Origin of the sequence: Planococcus plakortidis, assembly GCF_001687605.2 — a bacterium.
GTDB classification, from domain to species: Bacteria; Bacillota; Bacilli; order Bacillales_A; family Planococcaceae; genus Planococcus; species Planococcus plakortidis.
Map to the genome: position 1 here is coordinate 1,314,365 of NZ_CP016539.2, position 18,187 is coordinate 1,332,551.

19 protein-coding genes and 1 riboswitch are annotated in these 18,187 nt (G+C 51.3%); of the genes, 13 read left to right on the forward strand and 6 right to left on the reverse strand.

The annotated features are described in order from the left end of the window. The first annotated feature begins 53 nt into the window (after positions 1-53). The 7 genes from rarD to BBI15_RS06730 all read left to right on the forward strand — a co-directional run bounded on the left by rarD (position 54) and on the right by BBI15_RS06730 (position 5,120). Entirely contained in the window at positions 54-986 is a 933-nt protein-coding gene (rarD, locus tag BBI15_RS06700; RefSeq protein ID WP_068872535.1) for an EamA family transporter RarD, read from the forward strand. A 61-nt stretch (positions 987-1,047) separates the two neighbouring features. Next, entirely contained in the window at positions 1,048-2,058 is a 1,011-nt protein-coding gene (sppA, locus tag BBI15_RS06705) for a signal peptide peptidase SppA (RefSeq protein WP_068872536.1), read from the forward strand. A gap of 14 nt (positions 2,059-2,072) precedes the next feature. Continuing rightward, positions 2,073-2,642, forward strand: a complete 570-nt coding sequence (locus tag BBI15_RS06710) for an RDD family protein (protein ID WP_068868850.1) — start codon at positions 2,073-2,075, stop codon at positions 2,640-2,642. Between the two features lie 36 nt (positions 2,643-2,678). Continuing rightward, positions 2,679-3,185, forward strand: a complete 507-nt coding sequence (tpx, locus tag BBI15_RS06715; protein WP_068868851.1) for a thiol peroxidase — start codon at positions 2,679-2,681, stop codon at positions 3,183-3,185. A 52-nt stretch (positions 3,186-3,237) separates the two neighbouring features. Further along, positions 3,238-4,161 carry a class I SAM-dependent methyltransferase gene (locus BBI15_RS06720; RefSeq protein ID WP_068868852.1) on the forward strand — a complete coding sequence of 308 codons (924 nt, stop codon included), beginning with the start codon at positions 3,238-3,240 and terminating at the stop codon, positions 4,159-4,161. A gap of 122 nt (positions 4,162-4,283) precedes the next feature. Continuing rightward, on the forward strand, positions 4,284-4,703 hold the full coding sequence (locus BBI15_RS06725) for a universal stress protein (RefSeq protein ID WP_068868853.1): 420 nt from the start codon (positions 4,284-4,286) through the stop codon (positions 4,701-4,703). Between the two features lie 90 nt (positions 4,704-4,793). Beyond that, positions 4,794-5,120: a zinc ribbon domain-containing protein YjdM gene (locus BBI15_RS06730; protein ID WP_068868854.1), complete on the forward strand. Its 327-nt coding sequence runs from the start codon at positions 4,794-4,796 to the stop codon at positions 5,118-5,120. 57 nt (positions 5,121-5,177) lie between these two features. Here BBI15_RS06730 and queE read toward each other — a convergent pair whose 3' ends face one another. From queE to queC, 3 genes are read right to left on the reverse strand one after another with little or no spacing between them, the layout of a single operon-like run. Continuing rightward, positions 5,178-5,885: a 7-carboxy-7-deazaguanine synthase QueE gene (gene queE / locus BBI15_RS06735; protein ID WP_068868855.1), complete on the reverse strand. Its 708-nt coding sequence runs from the start codon at positions 5,883-5,885 to the stop codon at positions 5,178-5,180. Further along, positions 5,882-6,304, reverse strand: coding sequence for a 6-carboxytetrahydropterin synthase QueD (gene queD, locus BBI15_RS06740; protein ID WP_068868856.1), 423 nt, complete (start codon positions 6,302-6,304; stop codon positions 5,882-5,884). Before queD ends, queE begins: the two co-directional genes overlap by 4 nt. Further along, positions 6,301-6,963 (reverse strand): 7-cyano-7-deazaguanine synthase QueC, encoded by a 663-nt coding sequence (gene queC, locus BBI15_RS06745; protein ID WP_068868857.1) that lies wholly within the window; start codon positions 6,961-6,963, stop codon positions 6,301-6,303. Before queC ends, queD begins: the two co-directional genes overlap by 4 nt. A gap of 8 nt (positions 6,964-6,971) precedes the next feature. Then, positions 6,972-7,015: riboswitch (PreQ1 riboswitch) on the reverse strand. A 105-nt stretch (positions 7,016-7,120) separates the two neighbouring features. On the opposite strand from queC, the gene BBI15_RS06750 reads away from it, so the two are divergent. Beyond that, positions 7,121-8,059 carry an NADP-dependent oxidoreductase gene (locus BBI15_RS06750; RefSeq protein WP_068868858.1) on the forward strand — a complete coding sequence of 313 codons (939 nt, stop codon included), beginning with the start codon at positions 7,121-7,123 and terminating at the stop codon, positions 8,057-8,059. Between the two features lie 51 nt (positions 8,060-8,110). Here the strand turns inward: BBI15_RS06750 and BBI15_RS06755 are convergent, their stop codons facing one another. Beyond that, a complete protein-coding gene (locus tag BBI15_RS06755) occupies positions 8,111-8,611 on the reverse strand; it encodes a universal stress protein (RefSeq protein ID WP_068868859.1) in 501 nt (166 codons plus the stop codon). 297 nt (positions 8,612-8,908) lie between these two features. Between BBI15_RS06755 and ald the strand changes: the two genes are divergently transcribed. Beyond that, positions 8,909-10,024: an alanine dehydrogenase gene (gene ald / locus BBI15_RS06760; protein WP_068868860.1), complete on the forward strand. Its 1,116-nt coding sequence runs from the start codon at positions 8,909-8,911 to the stop codon at positions 10,022-10,024. Between the two features lie 61 nt (positions 10,025-10,085). On the opposite strand, the gene BBI15_RS06765 is transcribed toward ald, so the two are convergent. Further along, a complete protein-coding gene (locus BBI15_RS06765) occupies positions 10,086-11,183 on the reverse strand; it encodes a M24 family metallopeptidase (protein ID WP_068868861.1) in 1,098 nt (365 codons plus the stop codon). Positions 11,184-11,273: 90 nt separating this feature from the next. On the opposite strand from BBI15_RS06765, the gene BBI15_RS06770 reads away from it, so the two are divergent. Together BBI15_RS06770 and BBI15_RS06775 are read left to right on the forward strand one after the other, a co-directional pair. Continuing rightward, positions 11,274-11,954, forward strand: a complete 681-nt coding sequence (locus BBI15_RS06770) for a metal-dependent hydrolase (RefSeq protein WP_068868862.1) — start codon at positions 11,274-11,276, stop codon at positions 11,952-11,954. 167 nt (positions 11,955-12,121) lie between these two features. Further along, a complete protein-coding gene (locus tag BBI15_RS06775) occupies positions 12,122-13,429 on the forward strand; it encodes a DRTGG domain-containing protein (RefSeq protein ID WP_068868863.1) in 1,308 nt (435 codons plus the stop codon). An 85-nt stretch (positions 13,430-13,514) separates the two neighbouring features. Here the strand turns inward: BBI15_RS06775 and BBI15_RS06780 are convergent, their stop codons facing one another. Further along, on the reverse strand, positions 13,515-13,814 hold the full coding sequence (locus tag BBI15_RS06780) for a YtpI family protein (protein WP_068868864.1): 300 nt from the start codon (positions 13,812-13,814) through the stop codon (positions 13,515-13,517). A gap of 93 nt (positions 13,815-13,907) precedes the next feature. On the opposite strand from BBI15_RS06780, the gene BBI15_RS06785 reads away from it, so the two are divergent. Beyond that, complete coding sequence (locus BBI15_RS06785) at positions 13,908-14,849, forward strand: DHH family phosphoesterase (protein WP_068868865.1); 942 nt, start codon at positions 13,908-13,910, stop codon at positions 14,847-14,849. A 17-nt stretch (positions 14,850-14,866) separates the two neighbouring features. After that, positions 14,867-17,920, forward strand: a complete 3,054-nt coding sequence (gene dnaE, locus BBI15_RS06790; protein ID WP_068868866.1) for a DNA polymerase III subunit alpha — start codon at positions 14,867-14,869, stop codon at positions 17,918-17,920. The last annotated feature ends 267 nt before the right edge of the window (positions 17,921-18,187 follow it).

The window sequence follows — 18,187 nt, forward strand, 5'->3', positions numbered from 1 at the left end:
GGGTCTATTATTTCGTGAATAAAAATATTTTAAGAATGGTGCGCGATGCGAAGATGACTGAAGAGAAAAAAGGAACATTGCTGACGATTTTGACCTATACGATCTGGGGGTTCCTCCCGATATTCTGGAAGCAAGTTGACCATGTACCCGCCGACGAATTGCTGGCCGGCCGGATTTTTTGGGCGTTTTGGCTGACGCTAGGCTTTATCGTGCTGACAGGGGGCGGCAAGCGATTTATGGAGGATATAAAGTCCTTGTGGAAGTCGAAGAAAACCTTCTTCATGCTCATGCTTGCTTCGTTCCTCATTTCGGCCAATTGGTTTTTCTATATTTATGCCGTGACCAACGACCGGATCGTCGAAACGAGCCTGGGCTATTACATCAACCCGCTCATTTCCGTGTTGCTCGGTTCGTTCTTCTTAAAGGAAAAACTTTCGCCTGCCGTAAAGGCCGCTTTTGTGCTTGCCGCTATCGGCGTGGCGGTCATCACGATTTCCTACGGGACTTTGCCGTGGCTGGCGCTCGGCATGGCATTCAGCTTTGCGTTCTATGGATTGATCAAGAAAACCATCCAGCTGAATGCATTAAGGGGCCTGGCGATCGAGACGATGTTCGTGCTGCCGTTTGCGACTGCCTATTATATCTATCTATTTTCTGTCGACCGCGCAGCGTTTTTGCATAGCGGCGTGCCGACCGACCTGCTCGTCATCCTCAGCGGATTCCTGACCGCCTTGCCACTACTGCTTTTCGCCATGGGGGCGCCGCTCATTCCGTTATATATGATCGGCTTCCTTCAATATATCGCCCCGAGCTTGATGCTGTTGATCGGCGTCTTTCTGTACGGAGAGGCATTCGGGACCATTTCGGCCATTTCCTTCTCCTTTATCTGGAGCGCCCTGATCCTGTTCACGGGGTCGAAAATCATGGAAGCGAGACGGATAAGAAAAAACCGCCATATAGCAGGTGCCGAATTTGGCGGAAAGTGAAACATATTGAGCGTTGTATCGTATAGTTAAATGGAATACTTAAGGAGGGAAATGGAACATGATGAACACAAAACGATGGATCGCTTTAGTCGCCGCTGCTGTATTGCTAGTGATCTCACTGGTCATTAACTCGGCATTCAGCGTACTGCAGTCGGATTTCACTTCAGGATTTGATGATTGGACGGGAATGGATCAGACAGCCTTGAGCGAACGAGTGGTTGAACCGGGTGATGCTTCCAACCGCATTGCAGTGTTGAATGTGGACGGGGCGATCCAGGATACGGGCGAAGCTTCCGTTTTTGCAGCTGCTGGCTATAACCATGACCTGTTTATGGAGCAATTGCAAGCCGTCAAGGAAGACAGCAGCGTCAAAGGCGTTGTGCTGCAAGTCAATTCCCCTGGCGGAGGCGTGGTCGAGTCCGCTCAAATCCACGACAAGATCAAGGAAATCCAGGAAGAAACCGGCAAGCCGCTTTACGTGTCGATGGGCGCGATGGCTGCATCAGGCGGTTATTATATTGCCGCGCCGGCTGAAAAGATTTTCGTCAGCGAAGAAACCTTGACGGGTTCAATCGGTGTCATCATGCAAAGCGTCAATTATGGTGAATTGGCAGAGCGCTATGGCATTGATTTTGTCACCATCAAATCGGGGCCATACAAAGACATATTGAGCCCGACGCGGGAGATGTCCGAAGAAGAACGGGCGCTTTTGCAAGACATGCTCGACAGTTCATATGAAGAGTTTGTCGATGTCATCGAAGAAGGCCGCGATATGACCGAAGCGGAAGTGAAGGAATACGCAGATGGGCGCATCATGAATGGCCGCCAAGCAGTCGAGGCGAACCTTGCGGACGATTTCGGCTTTGCGGAAGATGTCATCCAGGCTATGCGTGATGATTTCGATCTAGCCGACGGTGAAGTATTCGAGTACGGGGCCGGAGATAACTGGTCTTCACTGTTCGCGATGAAGGCCGGCTCATTCTTCGGGATGGACATGGAAACGAAATTCATTTCGGATATGCTGTCCCAAAACAGCGGGCCGCGGATGATGTATCTATACGGTGAAAACTAAGGAGGTGGAAAAGCATGACTGATCACGTCAATACGGATGCGGCGGAACGGGCAGCTGCCACTCCGCCGTCCCAGCCGGAAAACGATTTGGTGCTTTTCTATGAACGCAAGCCGGCAGGGTTCTGGATGCGCTTCTGGGCATATTTGGTCGATATCCTGCTCATTTCAGCAGTTTCCTCTATTTTGATCCGGCCGTTGTTCGCGCTTTTCGGGTGGGAGGCCACAGAAAGTGTTTGGTATGCGCCATATGCAATCTTGACCGCGGTTGTCTTTTACGGTTATTTTGTCTTGATGACCAAATTCTTTGCGCAGACGGTCGGCAAGATGATTTTCGGCTTGCGCGTCGTTTCGCTGAAAACGGATCGCTTATCATGGGCCACTTTATTGTTCCGTGAGTGGATCGGCCGCTTTATCTCGGTGACGATCCTGCCTTTGTACTGGATTGTCGGCTTCACTCCCTTAAAGCAGGGGGTCCATGATTTCATCGCGGATACGACCGTCGTCCACGAGGAAGCCTACCGGAAACAGCAGATGGCGAGGAAACGGCTGGAAGGGTCTCGGTTGCAAGAGAGTGAAGGCATTTAGTATGATGAAGGTAATCTGAAAGGGAGGCGTTGCAATTTGGTACAAATCACATTCAAGCAAAACCCTGTAACATTGCCAGGAAATGAAGTGAAAGTAGGCGATGCGGCACCGGATTTCACGGTGCTATCGAACAGCCTGGAACCGAAGACACTTAGCGATTTCAAAGGCAAAGTGCTGTTGATCAGTGTCGTCCCGTCGCTAGATACAGGAGTATGTTCCGATCAGACGAAACGATTCAGCGATGAAGCGGCATCATTGGGTGACGAGGTCGAAGTATTGACGGTTTCCTGCGACCTGCCATTCGCGCAGAAACGCTGGACGGAGATCAATGGCGTAGATTCGATCACGACATTGTCCGACCACCGCGACCTTTCCTTCGGCGAAGCATACGGACTGACGATGCAGGAGCTGCGCTTATTGGCACGTTCCATCTTCGTTGTCGACAAAGACGGGAAAGTGACATATGTGGAATATGTAGCAGAAGGCACCGATCACCCGGATTACGAAAAAGCACTCGCAGCAGTGAGAGAGCTTACAAACTAATACCAGGAACCCACTCTAGCCGAGTGGGTTTCCTTATTGAGGACGGAGATTTATGAATTCATCTATGGAAAGCATTTTTACGGCGATCGACAATGAAACTGTGTCGATCCAAAAACAGGAAGAGACATCCTATTTGGAAAGCTTGCTCACAACGACTGAGCGCTGGCTGGACGGGCAATTGACTATTGCCGAAGGCGGCACAAAAGAAGACGTGCGAAAAGCGATCCAATTGTCGATCCTGAAAGGCATGAAAGAGCATGTCCAGCCCCACCATCAAATGACGCCGGATGCGCTTGGCTTGTTGATCGGCTATCTGGTGGAGCTGTTCGTCAAGGAACAACAAGCGACGGTTCTCGACCCGGCGGCGGGCACGGGGAACCTGTTGTTTACAGTGATGAACTATTTGGACGGCCGCATGAGCGGGACAGCTGTCGAACTCGATGACCTGTTGATCCGCCTGGCTTCGAATATCGGCAATTTAATCGAACAGCCAGTGACATTTTATTTGCAGGATGCCCTGCAGCCGCTATTGATCGATCCGGTCGACTGCGTCGTGTCCGATTTGCCGGTCGGTTATTATCCCGACGAAGCGACTGCCTCGAATTATGAACTGAAAGCGGAAGAAGGCATGTCCTATGCCCATCACCTGTTCATCGAGCAATCCTTGAGACATACGAAAGAAGGCGGCTATTTGTTCTTTGTCATCCCGAGGAACATTTTCGAATCGCCGCTCGCCGGGCAGTTGCATAGTTTCCTGAAGCAACAGGCGCATATCCAGGCCGTGATGGAATTACCGGAAAACATCTTCAAAAATGCCCAGCACGCAAAAGCCGTCTTGGTGTTGCAGAAGAAACGGGAAGGCTTGAAAGCGCCGAAAGAAGTGCTTCTTGCACGCGTCCCGAATATGTCGAAACCTGAAACGATGGCGAAATTCTTCACGCAAGTCAATGGATGGTTCAAAGAAAACAAAGCATGATGCAAGCCGGCCCCATCCGGATGGGGCCGGTTTTTTCATTTCAGGAAATAGGCAGGAACTTTTGGAGGGACGGCGAATAGCGTAAAGAGACAGGGAATGATCAGTATGGAAGGAGTGGGAGTATGTATCAGCAAATCTTGTTGGCTGTCGACGGGTCGGAAAACTCAATCCGCGCGGCGAGGGAAGCGGTAAAGATTGCCAGCCTGGTTGAAGGAGCGGAAGTGACGGTCGTCTATGTCTCCGATTACAAGGAAGATGAAAATGAAGTGATCCACGACGCTTCGGCGATGGAATTCGATTTGGCGAGGCGGAAAAAAATCCAGCCGGTAACCGAGATGCTCGACAGGGAGAAAATATTCCATCATGTCGAAGTACTGCACGGCATACCTGGCCCGGCTATCGTCCAGATGACAAAAGACAAGCAATACCACCTGCTTGTCATCGGCAGCCGCGGCCTGTCACCGATCCGTGAAGTGATGCTCGGCAGCGTCAGCCACAAAGCCGTCAACCATGCAGAATGCCCGGTCCTTGTGGTCAAATGAAATTGGCCCCATCACCGCCCATGCGATTTGGTATAATGAGAAGATCCACCGATGCACGATGCATCGTCACTTTTAGGAGATGAGAACTGAATGATGGCTTTACCGAATTGCCCGGAATGTGGTTCTGGATACACATATGAAGATGCAGGGATGATGGTTTGCCCGGAATGTGCTCATGAATGGAACCCGGATGAGAAGCAGGAGGAAGTAGTGCGCGATGCCGTCGGAAACGTTTTGCAGGACGGGGACGCTGTCACGGTCATTAAGGATTTGAAAGTGAAAGGCAGTTCCAATCCGTTGAAAATCGGCACGAAAGTCAAGAGCATCCGGCTCGTGGACGGAGAACATAATATCGATTGCAAAATCGACGGCTTTGGCGCAATGCAGCTGAAATCGGAGTTTGTGAAAAAAGCTTGATTAAAAAAACCGGCCGTTCCCATAATAATGGGAACGGCCGGTTCTGTAGGTGGCTCCTTACACGCCGCGCTTATTGCCCCATAACAAGGTGTGGAGCTGCGGCAATACTTTTGCGTCATTGAGCGAAACGGAAGCCAAATGCCTGTCGATCAGCCATTGGTAGCGCCCGAGCAGATGCTGGACTAACTTTTCGTCTTCGCTCGTCTGTGTATCGTCATTGCCGACTTGCAAAAAGAACGGGAATGATGGATAACGCAAGTGCAGCTGTTCAGCGAAAAAGAAATCCGCTTCATCGAATACGACAACTTTCAGGCTGGCTTGAGATGACGATAGCTTGCCGAGCATGGCATCGAGTTTGGAGTAGTCCAAAATCATGCCAGAACTCGGGGGCTTCGGGGAAACGGTCACTTCATCGATTTCCGAGAGCCAATCCTGCCAGATGCTTCCTTGCGTTTCGACGGCGGTACGCCAGCCGTTCTCTTGGCACAATGCGACCAGTTCTGCGATGCCTTTATGAAGTGCCGGGTTGCCTCCGGAAATGGTGACGTGTGAAAAGCTGTCTTTTCCGAGATCCTCAAGCTGCTGGGCTATGTCATCTGCAGTCATCATGACGCTTTTTCCGGTGCCGTCCCAAGTGAATTTGGAATCGCACCATGAACAGGAATAATCGCAGCCAGCGGTCCGGACGAACATCGTCTTCTGGCCCATGACCATGCCTTCGCCTTGTATCGTCGGGCCGAATACTTCCATCACGGGAATCTTCATGAAGACACCTCTTTCGGACGGTAGATGACATAGCTTGTCGGGGTTTCCCGGACGATGACTTGAATGCATCTTGGGCGGTTATCCGAACGGTCAAGCGTTTCCTGCACCAGCTCGTGTATTTGCTGCGCGAGCTGTTCGGTCGTCGGGAAAGTATCCCCAAATTCCGGATGGTCATTCAAGACGCTATGGTCGTAGCGTTTATGGATCAAGTCTTTCAATTGTTTAAAGTCGATGAGAAAACCGGTGCCGTTCAATCGATCGCCGGCAATCGTGATATTCAAATGGTAGGTATGGCCATGCATTTTTGCGCATTTGCCGGCTTCGTCGGCCGGGATATAATGAGCTGCGGAAAAATGCATATCCTTATTCAATTCAAAGCTATAGGGGTGCGGGACAGATGGGTAGAATTGCTGCATCAAGAGTTCGCACCTGCCTTTTGGGACAAATACGTCTGCAAGCCTTCATTTCGCAGTACGCAAGATGGGCATGTCCCACAGCCTGAGGCCGGAATGCCGTGATAGCAGGTCAAGGTTTCGTCTTGGACGAAATCGAATGCGCCGAGTTCGTCGGACAATGCCCAGACGCCGGCCTTATCGAGCCACATGAGCGGCGTATGGATGACGAACTGCTTGTCCATCGATAAGTTGAGGCTGACATTGAGCGAACGGATAAAGGTATCCCGGCAATCCGGATAACCGCTGAAATCCGTTTCGCTGACGCCGGTCACGAGGTGGCGTGCGCCGAATGCATCGGCGTAGATCGCTGCAAAAGACAAGAACAATAAATTGCGGCCAGGAACGAATGTGGAAGGAGGGCCGTCCTGTTGTTCTTCGACTTTGATCGAATCACGTGTCAAAGCATTGGCGGATAATTGGTTGATGAGCCCCATATCGAGCACTTGAAGGGACACGCCGAGCTTCTCGGCGATGCGTTTTGCGTGGTCGATTTCTTGCGCATGGCGCTGGCCGTAATCGAACGTGACGGCAAGCACTTCGCTGAATTGTTCCAGCGCCCAAAATAGGCAAGTGGTGCTGTCTTGCCCGCCGCTGAAGACCACGACTGCTTTTTCATTTTTCATTTACATACAGCTCCTTAGTTTTTTAGAGAGGGAGTTTGCGAACCTCTTTTATGAAACAGTATCCATAATAGCATAGTCAGTGAAGTTCTGGCGCTTTTTCATGTGTAGCAAGATGGTCTCAGGGTATATAAGGGATAAAAGGGAGGAGTGGGTGCAAATGAAAGCGATCGTTATTGATCAGTACGGGGGTAAAGAGCAATTGAAAGAACGCGAAGTGGAAACGCCGGTTATTTCGGCGCATCAAGTATTGGTGGAAGTCCACGCGACTTCAGTCAACCCGATCGATTGGAAGTTGAGGGAAGGCTATTTGAAAGAAATGCTGCCATGGGAATTCCCGATCATTCTCGGGTGGGATGTTGCAGGGATCGTCAAGGAAGTGGGCGAGGGCGTCCGTCATTTTCATCCTGGCGACCGGGTTTTTGCACGTCCGGCTACAACACGCCAAGGGACCTATGCTGAGTTCGTCCCGGTCGATGAAAACTTGCTTGCGCGCATGCCCGAAAGCATGAGCTTCGAGGAAGGTGCAGCGATTCCTTTGACAGGGCTGACTGCCTGGCAATGCCTGGTAGAGAGCGGCCATATCAAAAAAGGCGATAAAGTGCTCATCCATGCAGGTGCAGGCGGCGTCGGGAGCATGGCGATCCAGATTGCCAACAGCATTGGCTGCTATGTAGCGACGACAGCGAGCGATAAGAATGACGAACTGGTCACGTCTCTCGGCGCGAATCGCGTCATCGATTACCACGAAGAAGATTTCTCGGAAGTGTTGGAGAACTTCGATTTCGTGTTGGATACTTTGGGCGGGGAGACGCTCGAAAAAAGTTACGGCGTGTTGAAGCGCGGCGGCAGGCTTGTCAGCATCGCCGGCCAGCCCGATGAGGAAAAAGCGGAAAAGCTCGGCATCCATGTCAGCGGTTTCTGGTTGGAACCGGATGGCCAGCAATTGAAGAAATTGGGCGATCTGTTCGTCAGCGGGGAAGTGAAACCGGAAATCGGCCATCTCTACCCATTGACCGAGGAAGGGGTGCGGGATGCGCATGAACTAAGCGAATCCCACCATGCCAGAGGAAAAATCGTCATTAAAGTGAAAGATTAGGCATAATAAAAAGCACACGGCCCGGATGAAGGCCATGTGCTTTTATATGTGTCACTCAGGTTTTCCGGAGCGTTCTTCAGAATAGTATTCATCCGGTGCGTCACTTTGGGCTTCGTCTGTACGGACAACAAGCACGTCGCATTTAGCGGAGCGGACGATGTGTTCTGAAACGCTGCCGATAAGGAAACGTTCGACTGCATTCAAACCGGTTGCGCCGCAGACGATCAAGTCGGCTTCGACTCTCTCAGCGAGTTCGCGGGGGATCATCGTTTTAGGTGAGCCGTAATCGACCACAATGTTGACGTTTTCAACACCGCCGGCTTCGGCTTCTTTTTTATAGTCCCCAAGTAAGTCTTCCGCGAATTTTTGGGCGCGGTCGGCAATCGAGCGGTCATAAGCTTCGATCGCAGCGAACGACCGGGTGTCGATCACGTTCACCAGGTTCAAGGTCGCATGGTTACGTGTGGCGATACCAATGGATTTCTTAAATGCCCATTCCGCTTCTTTTGATCCGTCGACAGCTACCATGATTTGATTATACTTTAAGGTCATCTGTACATTCCTCCTTTGTCTATACTGTATCTTTCGAGGCATGGGCAATTTGTTCCTTCCTAAAGAGTGAAATTTATTGATTTATTTCCTATTTCTTTTGCTTTCACTATACCGGTATATCTTTCATTCTGGATATAAATGCTTTTGCGCCGCGTTATGGCAAGTAAAAAAATATCTTTTGAAAAGACAAAATTAAGGAGCAATATCCAACAATATCTGTTAGAATGGATTTGGTTTCAAATGCTAGTATTTTCGTTTATTTTATTATTTCAGACACAATAAATGGAGGGTTTTGTAATGCGTATTGGGGTACCTACAGAAGTTAAGAACAATGAAAACCGCGTGGCGATGACGCCGGCGGGAGTAGTGAACTTGGCACTTTATGGCCATGAAGTTTTCATCCAATCCGGTGCAGGGCTCGGATCGGGCTTTACGGATGCCGATTATGAAGCAGCAGGCGCCACAATCGTGGCGGATGCCGACCAGGCGTGGGCGCAGGACATGGTCATGAAAGTAAAAGAGCCGGTAGCTAGCGAGTACAAGCATTTTCGTGAAGGCCAAGTGCTGTTCACTTACTTGCATTTAGCGCCGGAAGTGGAATTGACAAAAGCCTTGCTTGAATCGAAAGTAACCGGTGTCGCTTACGAAACGGTCCAACTCCCGAACAATTCATTGCCGCTCCTTACGCCAATGAGTGAAGTGGCAGGCCGTATGTCGACACAGATCGGTGCCCAGTTCCTTGAGAAAATCCACGGAGGCGGCGGCATCCTGCTCGGCGGCATCCCTGGCGTTTCGCGCGGCAAAGTGACCATCGTCGGCGGCGGTGTCGCAGGGACGAACGCTGCGAAAGTGGCGATCGGGATGGGTGCAGATGTCACGATTCTTGACTTGAACCCAGAACGCTTGCGCCAATTGGATGATTTGTTCGGCAAAGATGTGCAAACATTGATCTCGAACCCATTGAACATCGCCCAATCGGTCGAAAAATCGGATTTGGTCATCGGGGCGGTATTGATTCCTGGAGCGAAAGCGCCGAAATTGATCACTGAAGACATGATCAAATCGATGAAGCCAGGTTCTGTCGTCGTCGATATCGCCATCGACCAAGGCGGAATCTTCGAGACGAGCGACCGCATCACGACTCACGACGCACCGACTTACGTGAAGCACGATGTTGTCCATTATGCCGTTGCGAACATGCCAGGCGCAGTTCCCCGCACCTCGACAATCGGCTTGACGAACGTGACGGTCCCTTACGCAGTGCAAATCGCCAATAAAGGGCTTAAGCAAGCGGTCCTTGACAACGAAGCATTGAAAAAAGGCGTCAACACAATGGATGGCCATGTAACATATAAGGCTGTAGCTGACGATCAAGGCCTCGAATACAAATCGGTAGACGAGTTGCTGCAATAATGATGAAAAAGAGCTGGCCCAGGAAAATCCGCCAAATGGATTTTCGGGCCAGCTCTTTTTTCTAACGGTTGATGATCGTCAATTCTTTCGGGTATTTGGTCAGCACTTCATAGCCGTCTTCGGTGACGACCAGGTCGTCTTCAATGCGAACGCCGACCTGATCCGTAACATAAATGCCCGGTTCGATCGTAAAGACCATGCCCGCCTCGAGCGGCATATCATTGCCTCCGTGGATCGACGGAAATTCGTGGACGGAAATCCCAAGGCCGTGGCCAAGGCGGTGTGTAAAATATTGTCCGTATCCCGCGTCCTCGATGACCTTTCTGGAAATGCCGTCAAGTTCAGCTGCCGTGACGCCCGGGCGCACCGCCTCGAGTGCTGCTTGCTCAGACCGCTTGACGACTTCATATACTTCTTTCGCTTGTTCGCTCGGTTCACCGAAAGCCAGTGTCCGGGTGATATCCGAGCAATACCCCTCATAGATGACGCCGAGGTCCATCAGCACCAGGTCGCCGCGAGCGATTCTACGTTCACCGGTTTTGCCGTGCGGGGAAGCGGCTTTTGGCCCTGTCAGCACAGTGGTGTCAAACGACATATGGGTGATGCCGCGTTTCTTCAACGCTGTCTCGATTTCGGTCATCAATTCGATTTCCGTCATGCCTTCTTGCATCACGTCAGCTGCCACTTCGATGGCGTAATCCGCAAGCGACGCGGCATGGCGCAGGATGTCGAGTTCGGCCGCATCTTTGATGACGCGCATCGCGTTCATCTGCGCATCGATCGAATGGATCTTGGGTGACTGGAAATAATGGTTGATTGCGTCGTAGCGCTCGACGTTCATATGCGCTTTTTCGATGGCGATGTGCTCCAGCGGCAAATTCCGCGTAGCTGCTGTTTCGTAAAGCACTTGCATCGCGTTTTGCGTATCGGCATGTCCTGCAATTTCGCCAGTCCAGCCGGCTGCTTTCGCATCGGGCGCTTCCATTGCCGGGCAGATGAGGAACGGCTCAGCATCAGCAAACACCATGACGGCGAGCAATCGCTCTTTCGGGTCGCTATTGAAACCGGTCAAATAAAAGACATTATGCGGGTCGGTGATGAGCGCCGCGTCGAGTTGCTGTTGCTTCAAAAAACTTTGCAAATTGGTCAATTTGTTCATATGTATTCCTCCCCTTCATGTGTAGCATATCAAAAATCAGGGTATAAAACAGCAGAAAGCAAGGAGCCAAAACTCTATTGGAGGGATATCATGAAAATCTCATATCACGGTCATTCGGTTGTGAAAATCCAAACCGGCGGCAAAACGATCCTTATCGATCCGTTCATTACCGGAAACGAATTGACGGACTTGACAGCAAGCGAAGAAAAGCCGGACGCGATTCTGTTGACGCATGCGCATAACGACCATGTCGGCGATACAGTGGACATCGCCAAATCAAGCGGCGCGGTCGTCGTGGCGCCTGTCGAGCTGGCCAATTACCTGGGCAGTCAAGGAATCGAGACAGTTGGCATGAACCTCGGTGGCGCTAAAGAATTCGACTTCGGCAAAGTGAAATTCACGAAAGCATTCCATAGCTCATCCTATACGACAGAAGAAGGCGAGGTCATCTACGGCGGCATGCCAGCCGGGATTCTCTTCGAAGCCGAAGGGAAAACGGTGTACCATGCGGGCGATACGGAAGTGTTCGGCGACATGGAAATCATCGGCAAGCGCCATTCGATCGACTTGGCATTCGTCCCGATCGGCGATTTCTTCACGATGGGACCGGAAGATGCCGCCTACGCCGTCGAGCTGATCAATCCAAAGCAAGCGGTGCCGATCCATTACAATACCTTCCCGCCGATCAAGCAGGACCCAGAAAAATTCAAGCAGGCGGTCAAGCAGGCGGAAGTCCAGGTCATGAAGCCTGGCGATAGCATCGAATTATAGAATCTTTTAACAGAGAACAGGCAAGGGAGACCAATGATTTCCCTTGCCTGTTTTTTTTTATTGCCTCGACCCGAACTTGGCTTTTGAAGGCGGCTGCCCGGGTTGTCGACTTCCATTCGGATTGTGATAAACTAAGGGATAAGGATAGCAGAAGGATTGGTGAAATAATGGCTACGAAACACGAACAGATTTTGGACTATATCGAGACCTTGGCTGTCGGGGAGAAAATCTCCGTCCGCCGGATTGCCAAGGAGCTCCAAGTATCGGAAGGCACGGCGTACCGGGCCATCAAGGAAGCGGAAAACAAGCGGCTCGTCTCGACAATTGAACGGGTCGGCACCATCCGCATCGAGCGCAAGAAAAAAGAGAACATCGAACGCCTGACGTATGCGGAAATCGTCAAAGTCGTTGATGGCCAAGTCCTCGGCGGTCGGGCGGGCCTCCATAAATCACTGAACAAATTCGTTATCGGGGCGATGCAGCTCGAAGACATGATGCGCTACACGGAAGCCGGAAATCTGCTCATTGTCGGAAACCGCTACAAAGCCCATGAGTATGCCCTTCAAGCAGGGGCCGCCGTTCTCGTCACAGGGGGCTTCGATGCGTCGGATCAAGTGAAGAAGCTGGCCGATGAACTGGAATTGCCGGTCATCTCCACCAGCTACGACACGTTTACGGTAGCCACGATGATCAACCGGGCGATTTACGACCAATTGATCAAAAAAGAGATCCTGCTCATCGAAGACATCTTGATCCCCTTGGAAAACACCCATTTCCTCCACATCAAAGATCCGGTCAGCCGCTATAATGAGCTGAACAATGAAACGACGCACGGCGGATTTCCGGTTGTCGACAGCAACGGCAGGCTGGTCGGGATCGTTACGTCTAGGGATGTCATCGGCGCTGCGGATGGTGAAACGATCGATAAAGTGATGACCAAAGACCCGATTACCGTGTCGCTGCAGACGAGCGTCGCGGCTGCAGGGCACCGGATGATCTGGGAAGGCATCGATTTATTGCCGATCACCGACGACCACCACAATCTCATGGGTATCATCAGCCGGCAGGATGTATTGAAAGCGATCCAGACTGCCCAGCGCCAGCCGCAGCAAGGCGAGACCATCGATGATATCATCAAAAGCCAGTTGACCTTGGTGCAAGAAGACAAGCTAAGCCTGGAATTCCGTGTCACGCCGCAGATGACGAATGCATATGGTTCATTGTCCTACGGGGCTTATACGATGGTGCTGACAGAGGCTGCGACCGTTGCACTGAAAACGAAAAACCGCAAAGACAGCGTGCTTGAAAATATTACGGTCTACTTCCTGAAACCGGTTCAGCTCGATGCTTCATTGACCATCCGGCCGGCCATCCTGGACATTAGCCGAAAATCGGCGAAAGTCGATGTTGAAGTGCTATATGAACAGCAAGTGATCGGCAAATCGATGCTGACGTTCCAATTGCTCGACCGTTGATGGGCGGCACCTTGGCAGGGGAGCGATCCCTTCCTTACACCGATCGCACGAAAAAAAACAACCTCTCCGCATGGGAGGGGCTGTTTTATGGATTCAAGCGGGTTTCTTCATCGAGAAATGCTTGGTAATGGCGATTCGCCTTGAAGTTATGGACGATCAGCGCCAAGCCGAGAACGATGAAAATGCCGGCAATGATATACGTGACGACGGTTTGGAAAACGAATAGCTGATTGATGCCGAAAAAGGCGATAAAGCTGCCGAGCGCAATCTGGGCGCGGCTGGCGTACCAGTTTTTGCGAACCGGCAAGCGGGTGCGGATCTGCTTCGTTTTATAGTAGAGATAGAATACAGCTGAAATGATAATCAAAAATACGAATATGAGCATGGGGAACCTCCTGTTGTGCAAATCTATCTCCATTGTAATGGGGATGGCCAGAAAATGCGAATGGATTTCCCTGCCTACTGGAGGATTGAAACAATGTACAGTCAAATCATCGACACAATTAAGCAATACGATACGATCATCATCCATCGCCATGTGCGCCCCGACCCGGATGCATACGGGTCCCAGATCGGCCTGAAATACATACTGGACCACAACTACCCGCAAAAGCGTGTGCTTGCAGCGGGAGAGCACGATTACAACATGGATTTCCTCGATTTCCCCGATATAGTCGAAGATGACGATTTCGAAGGTGCTTTAGTGATTGTCACGGATACCGCCAATACGGACCGGATCGACGACCAGCGCTATCGAAGCGGGGCGAAATTGGTGAAAATCGACCACCATCCGAATGATGATGATTACGGGGATATTTGCCAAGTGGACACAAAAGCGAGTTCCTCATCTGAAATGATCTATGAACTATTCACATACGGCCAAGTGGAAGAGAATTGGTCCATGCCCGATGCGGGTGCCCGGCTGCTTTATGCGGGAATCATCGGCGATACCGGCCGGTTCCTGTTTCCGAGCACCACGCAGAAGACGTTCGACGTGGCAGGCGAATTGATCAAGTACGATTTCGACCGCAACGAACTCCACAACGGCATGTATGAGATGGACCGGAAATTGCTGCATTTACAAGGGTATATGTACCAGAATTTCCAGATGAATGAAGATGGCGCGGCGTTTGTGAAAATCACCAAGGATATCCTGGCGAAATTCGAAGTCACCCCGGCAGACACTTCCCTTTTGGTCGGCTCGCTCGGCAATGTCAAAGGCATCAAAGCCTGGGTCATCCTAATAGAAGAAGATTCTGAAATCCGCGTCCGTTTGCGTTCAAAAGGTCCGGTCATCAATACGCTCGCCAAGGAATTCGGGGGCGGTGGGCATCCGATGGCGTCCGGGGCAGTCGCATATTCCTGGGATGAGGCAGACCGGGTCATCGGGCGATTGAAAGAAATTTGCGCGAAGGCATAAGGAAAGAAGGTGTTGAAATGGTCTATCCGCATATTGTGACGGCGGCTGATCCGCTCAAGAGCACGATCCGCCTCGATGAACTGTTTGCGGTTCTCACCGAGCAAGGCGCTGGCGCGGCAGCTTTGGTCAATTCCAAATTATACGGCGTCCTGCCATTTTGGGACGCCTGCAAAAAGGCCGGCATCCACGGGGTGCTCGGCCTTTCCGTGCCCGTCGACTTTGACGGGGCCGCATTGCCTGTAGTGCTGTATGCACAGAACAACACCGGCTACCAGATGTTATTGAAGCTGTCGAGTGCTTTGTCGACCCGCGATGTGGACGCCATCCCGCAAAAATGGCTGGCAGCTTATCAGGAAGGTTTAGTATGCGTGATTCCTGATCATGCGGAGTGGGTGCTGACAGACCGCAGCGAAGCGCTCGGCATCTTGTCGCGGTTGTTCGGGGAGGGCTTGTTCGCCAGCATCGAACGGCCTGGGGGGATGGTGCAGGAGACAGAACAAACGTTCATCGAGTACTGCTCATCCTTCGGTCTCAAATTCATGGCAAGCCACGAATGCCGATACGTAAAGCCACAAGATGCCTTTGCGTATGAAGTGGCAAGGTCAATCGGCGAAGGGTTCAAGCTAAGTGACCCTGAACGCCGGAAGCCTGAACATTCAATGGCATTCGTCCCGACGCAAACGCAATTATCGGAGTGGTTTTCAGACCATCCTGAATGGCTTGAACAAAGCCGGAAGCTGCTCATGGACTGCCGGGTCACGATTCCGTTGAACCGGCAATTGCTGCCGAGATTCCCGGTGAAGGAAGGCAGCGACAAAAGCGACGTGATCCGGGAGCTTTGCCTGAAGGGCCTGGAACAACGTATCGGGAAATTGGAACCAAGCTATTTGGACAGGCTCGATTATGAACTTGGCATCATTTCGAAAATGGGCTATATCGATTATTTCCTCATCGTTTCCGATTTCATGGCTTATGCAAGAAACAGGGGCATCTTGACCGGCCCTGGACGCGGATCCTCCGCCGGCTCGCTTGTCGCTTTCGCGATGCGCATCACGGATGTCGATCCGCTCGCTCATGGGTTATTATTCGAGCGTTTCCTGAATCCGGAGCGCGTCACCTTGCCGGATATCGATATTGACTTCGCGGACCATCGCCGCCACGAAGTCGTCGAGTATGTCGCGAAAAAATACGGTGCCTTGCAGACGGCACAAATCATCACGTTTGGCACTTTGTCCGCAAAAGCGGTCGCGAGAGACACGGCGAGGGTATTCGGGTTCGAAGCCGAAGAACTCGAGAAGATATCAAAGCTCATCCCAAGCCGGCCAGGCATCACTTTGCGCGCAGCTCTTCGTGAATCGAAAGCGTTGGAAGACTGGATTGTCGGAAATGAAACACGAGAGCGCTGGTTCAAGACGGCACTGAAGCTGGAAGGCCTGCCCCGCAATTCCTCAATCCATGCAGCCGGCGTCATCCTGAGTCCGGGCCCATTGGTGGATTATGTCCCGATCGAAAAAGGCCATGACGATATTTTCATCACTCAATGGCCGATGCAGGAGCTTGAAGCGATCGGCTTATTGAAAATGGATTTTCTTGGATTGCGCAATTTGACGATTCTGGAAAATATGGCGCATATGCTGAAACGCGACCGCAATTTGCCGATTGATTACCGCAGTTTGCCGCTTGACGATAAAGGAACCTATAGCTTATTGGCAAAGGGCGACACAGCGGGCATTTTCCAACTGGAGTCACCGGGTATGCGGCGCGCTTTGATGCTCATCAAACCGAGCGCGTTCGGCGATATTGTCGCGGTCAATGCCTTGTATCGGCCAGGACCGATGGAATTCATCCCGCTGTATGCGCGCCGCAAGCATGGCGAAGAGGCGGTAGCCTATATCCATCCGGTGCTGGAACCAATTTTATCGGAAACATACGGCGTCATCGTCTATCAGGAACAGATCATGAAAATCGCCGCTGACATGGCGGGCTTCAGCTTAGGCGAAGCCGATCTTTTACGCCGTGCCGTCAGCAAGAAAAACCGTCAGATCCTTGATGAAGAGCGCCAGCATTTCGTAGGAGGCGCCACCGCTAAAGGCTATACCGCAAAAGAATCGGGAGATGTCTATGACTTGATCGTGCGGTTTGCAGATTACGGCTTCCCGAAAAGCCATGCAGTCGCCTACAGCATGATTTCCTACCAACTGGCTTATATGAAAGCCCATTATCCCGTGCAGTTCTATGCCGCGCTGTTATCGAACAGCCAAGGGAACAACGAGAAGACGGCACAGTTCATGCGTGAAATGAAAGAACGCAGAATCCCGCTTGCGGCACCGTGCATCGCAAGGAGCCGCTACGGTTTTTCATCGGAAGAACGCCAGGTCCGCATAGGGCTCAGCGCAGTGAAAGGGGTTCCCGGAACGGCAGTCAAAGCCATTCTCGAGGCGAGAAAAGAAGGGCCTTTCCAAAACCTGTTCAATATTGCCGAACGGATTTCGGCTGTGCATTTCACCCGCAAGGCTCTCGAGCCACTCATCAAAGCCGGCGCTTTGGACGTGCTCGGAAAAGACCGGGCCGTCCTGCTCGCATCTCTTGATAGTGCGATCAAGCACGCAGAACTGGTCAAACCGAACGAAGACCCGGGTTTGTTCGATGATATGGGATCGAGCTTCATGAAACCGAAATACACAAAAGCAGATCCGATGCCGGACGGGCTCAAGCTCGACTTCGAGAAAGAAGCACTCGGCTTCTATTTGAGCACCCACCCTGTGGAGCGGGAAAAAGAACAGCGCAATAAGGCGTATACAGCGCTAAACGAGTTGCCGAAGAAAAAAGACCGTGAGCGTGTAGAAGTGCTCGGGCTGGTGGAAGACGTACGGCGCATCCGCACGAAAAAAGGCGATGCGATGGCGTTTGCCACATTGCAGGATGAAACAGGGGTCGCCTCGGTTACGCTGTTCCCGAAAGAGTATGCGCAGTACAACGAAATATTGGATAAAGACGCCTTGCTTGAAATCCAAGGAACGGCTGAAACCCGCCAAGGCAAGACGACCATCATCTGCAAAACCATTTTATGAAGGAACAAAATGATCCAGACCCATATAGGAGTATCGACAAAGAACTGCATTTCTTAAAAAGAAATACAGTTCAGAGTGTTGAACAAGTCTATGAACAGCTATAAATTGGAGCGAAAATTGTTTTTTCTACATTTTCTAATTCAAAGGTCGATCTAAGTATTGGGAGAAGCGTTTGATCGGAAAACATTCTGCTCAATAATGCTAGGCATTACTTCGCAAAGATAAGGTCTCCCGTAGGTCGATCTTATCTTTCCTGCGGGAATAGCG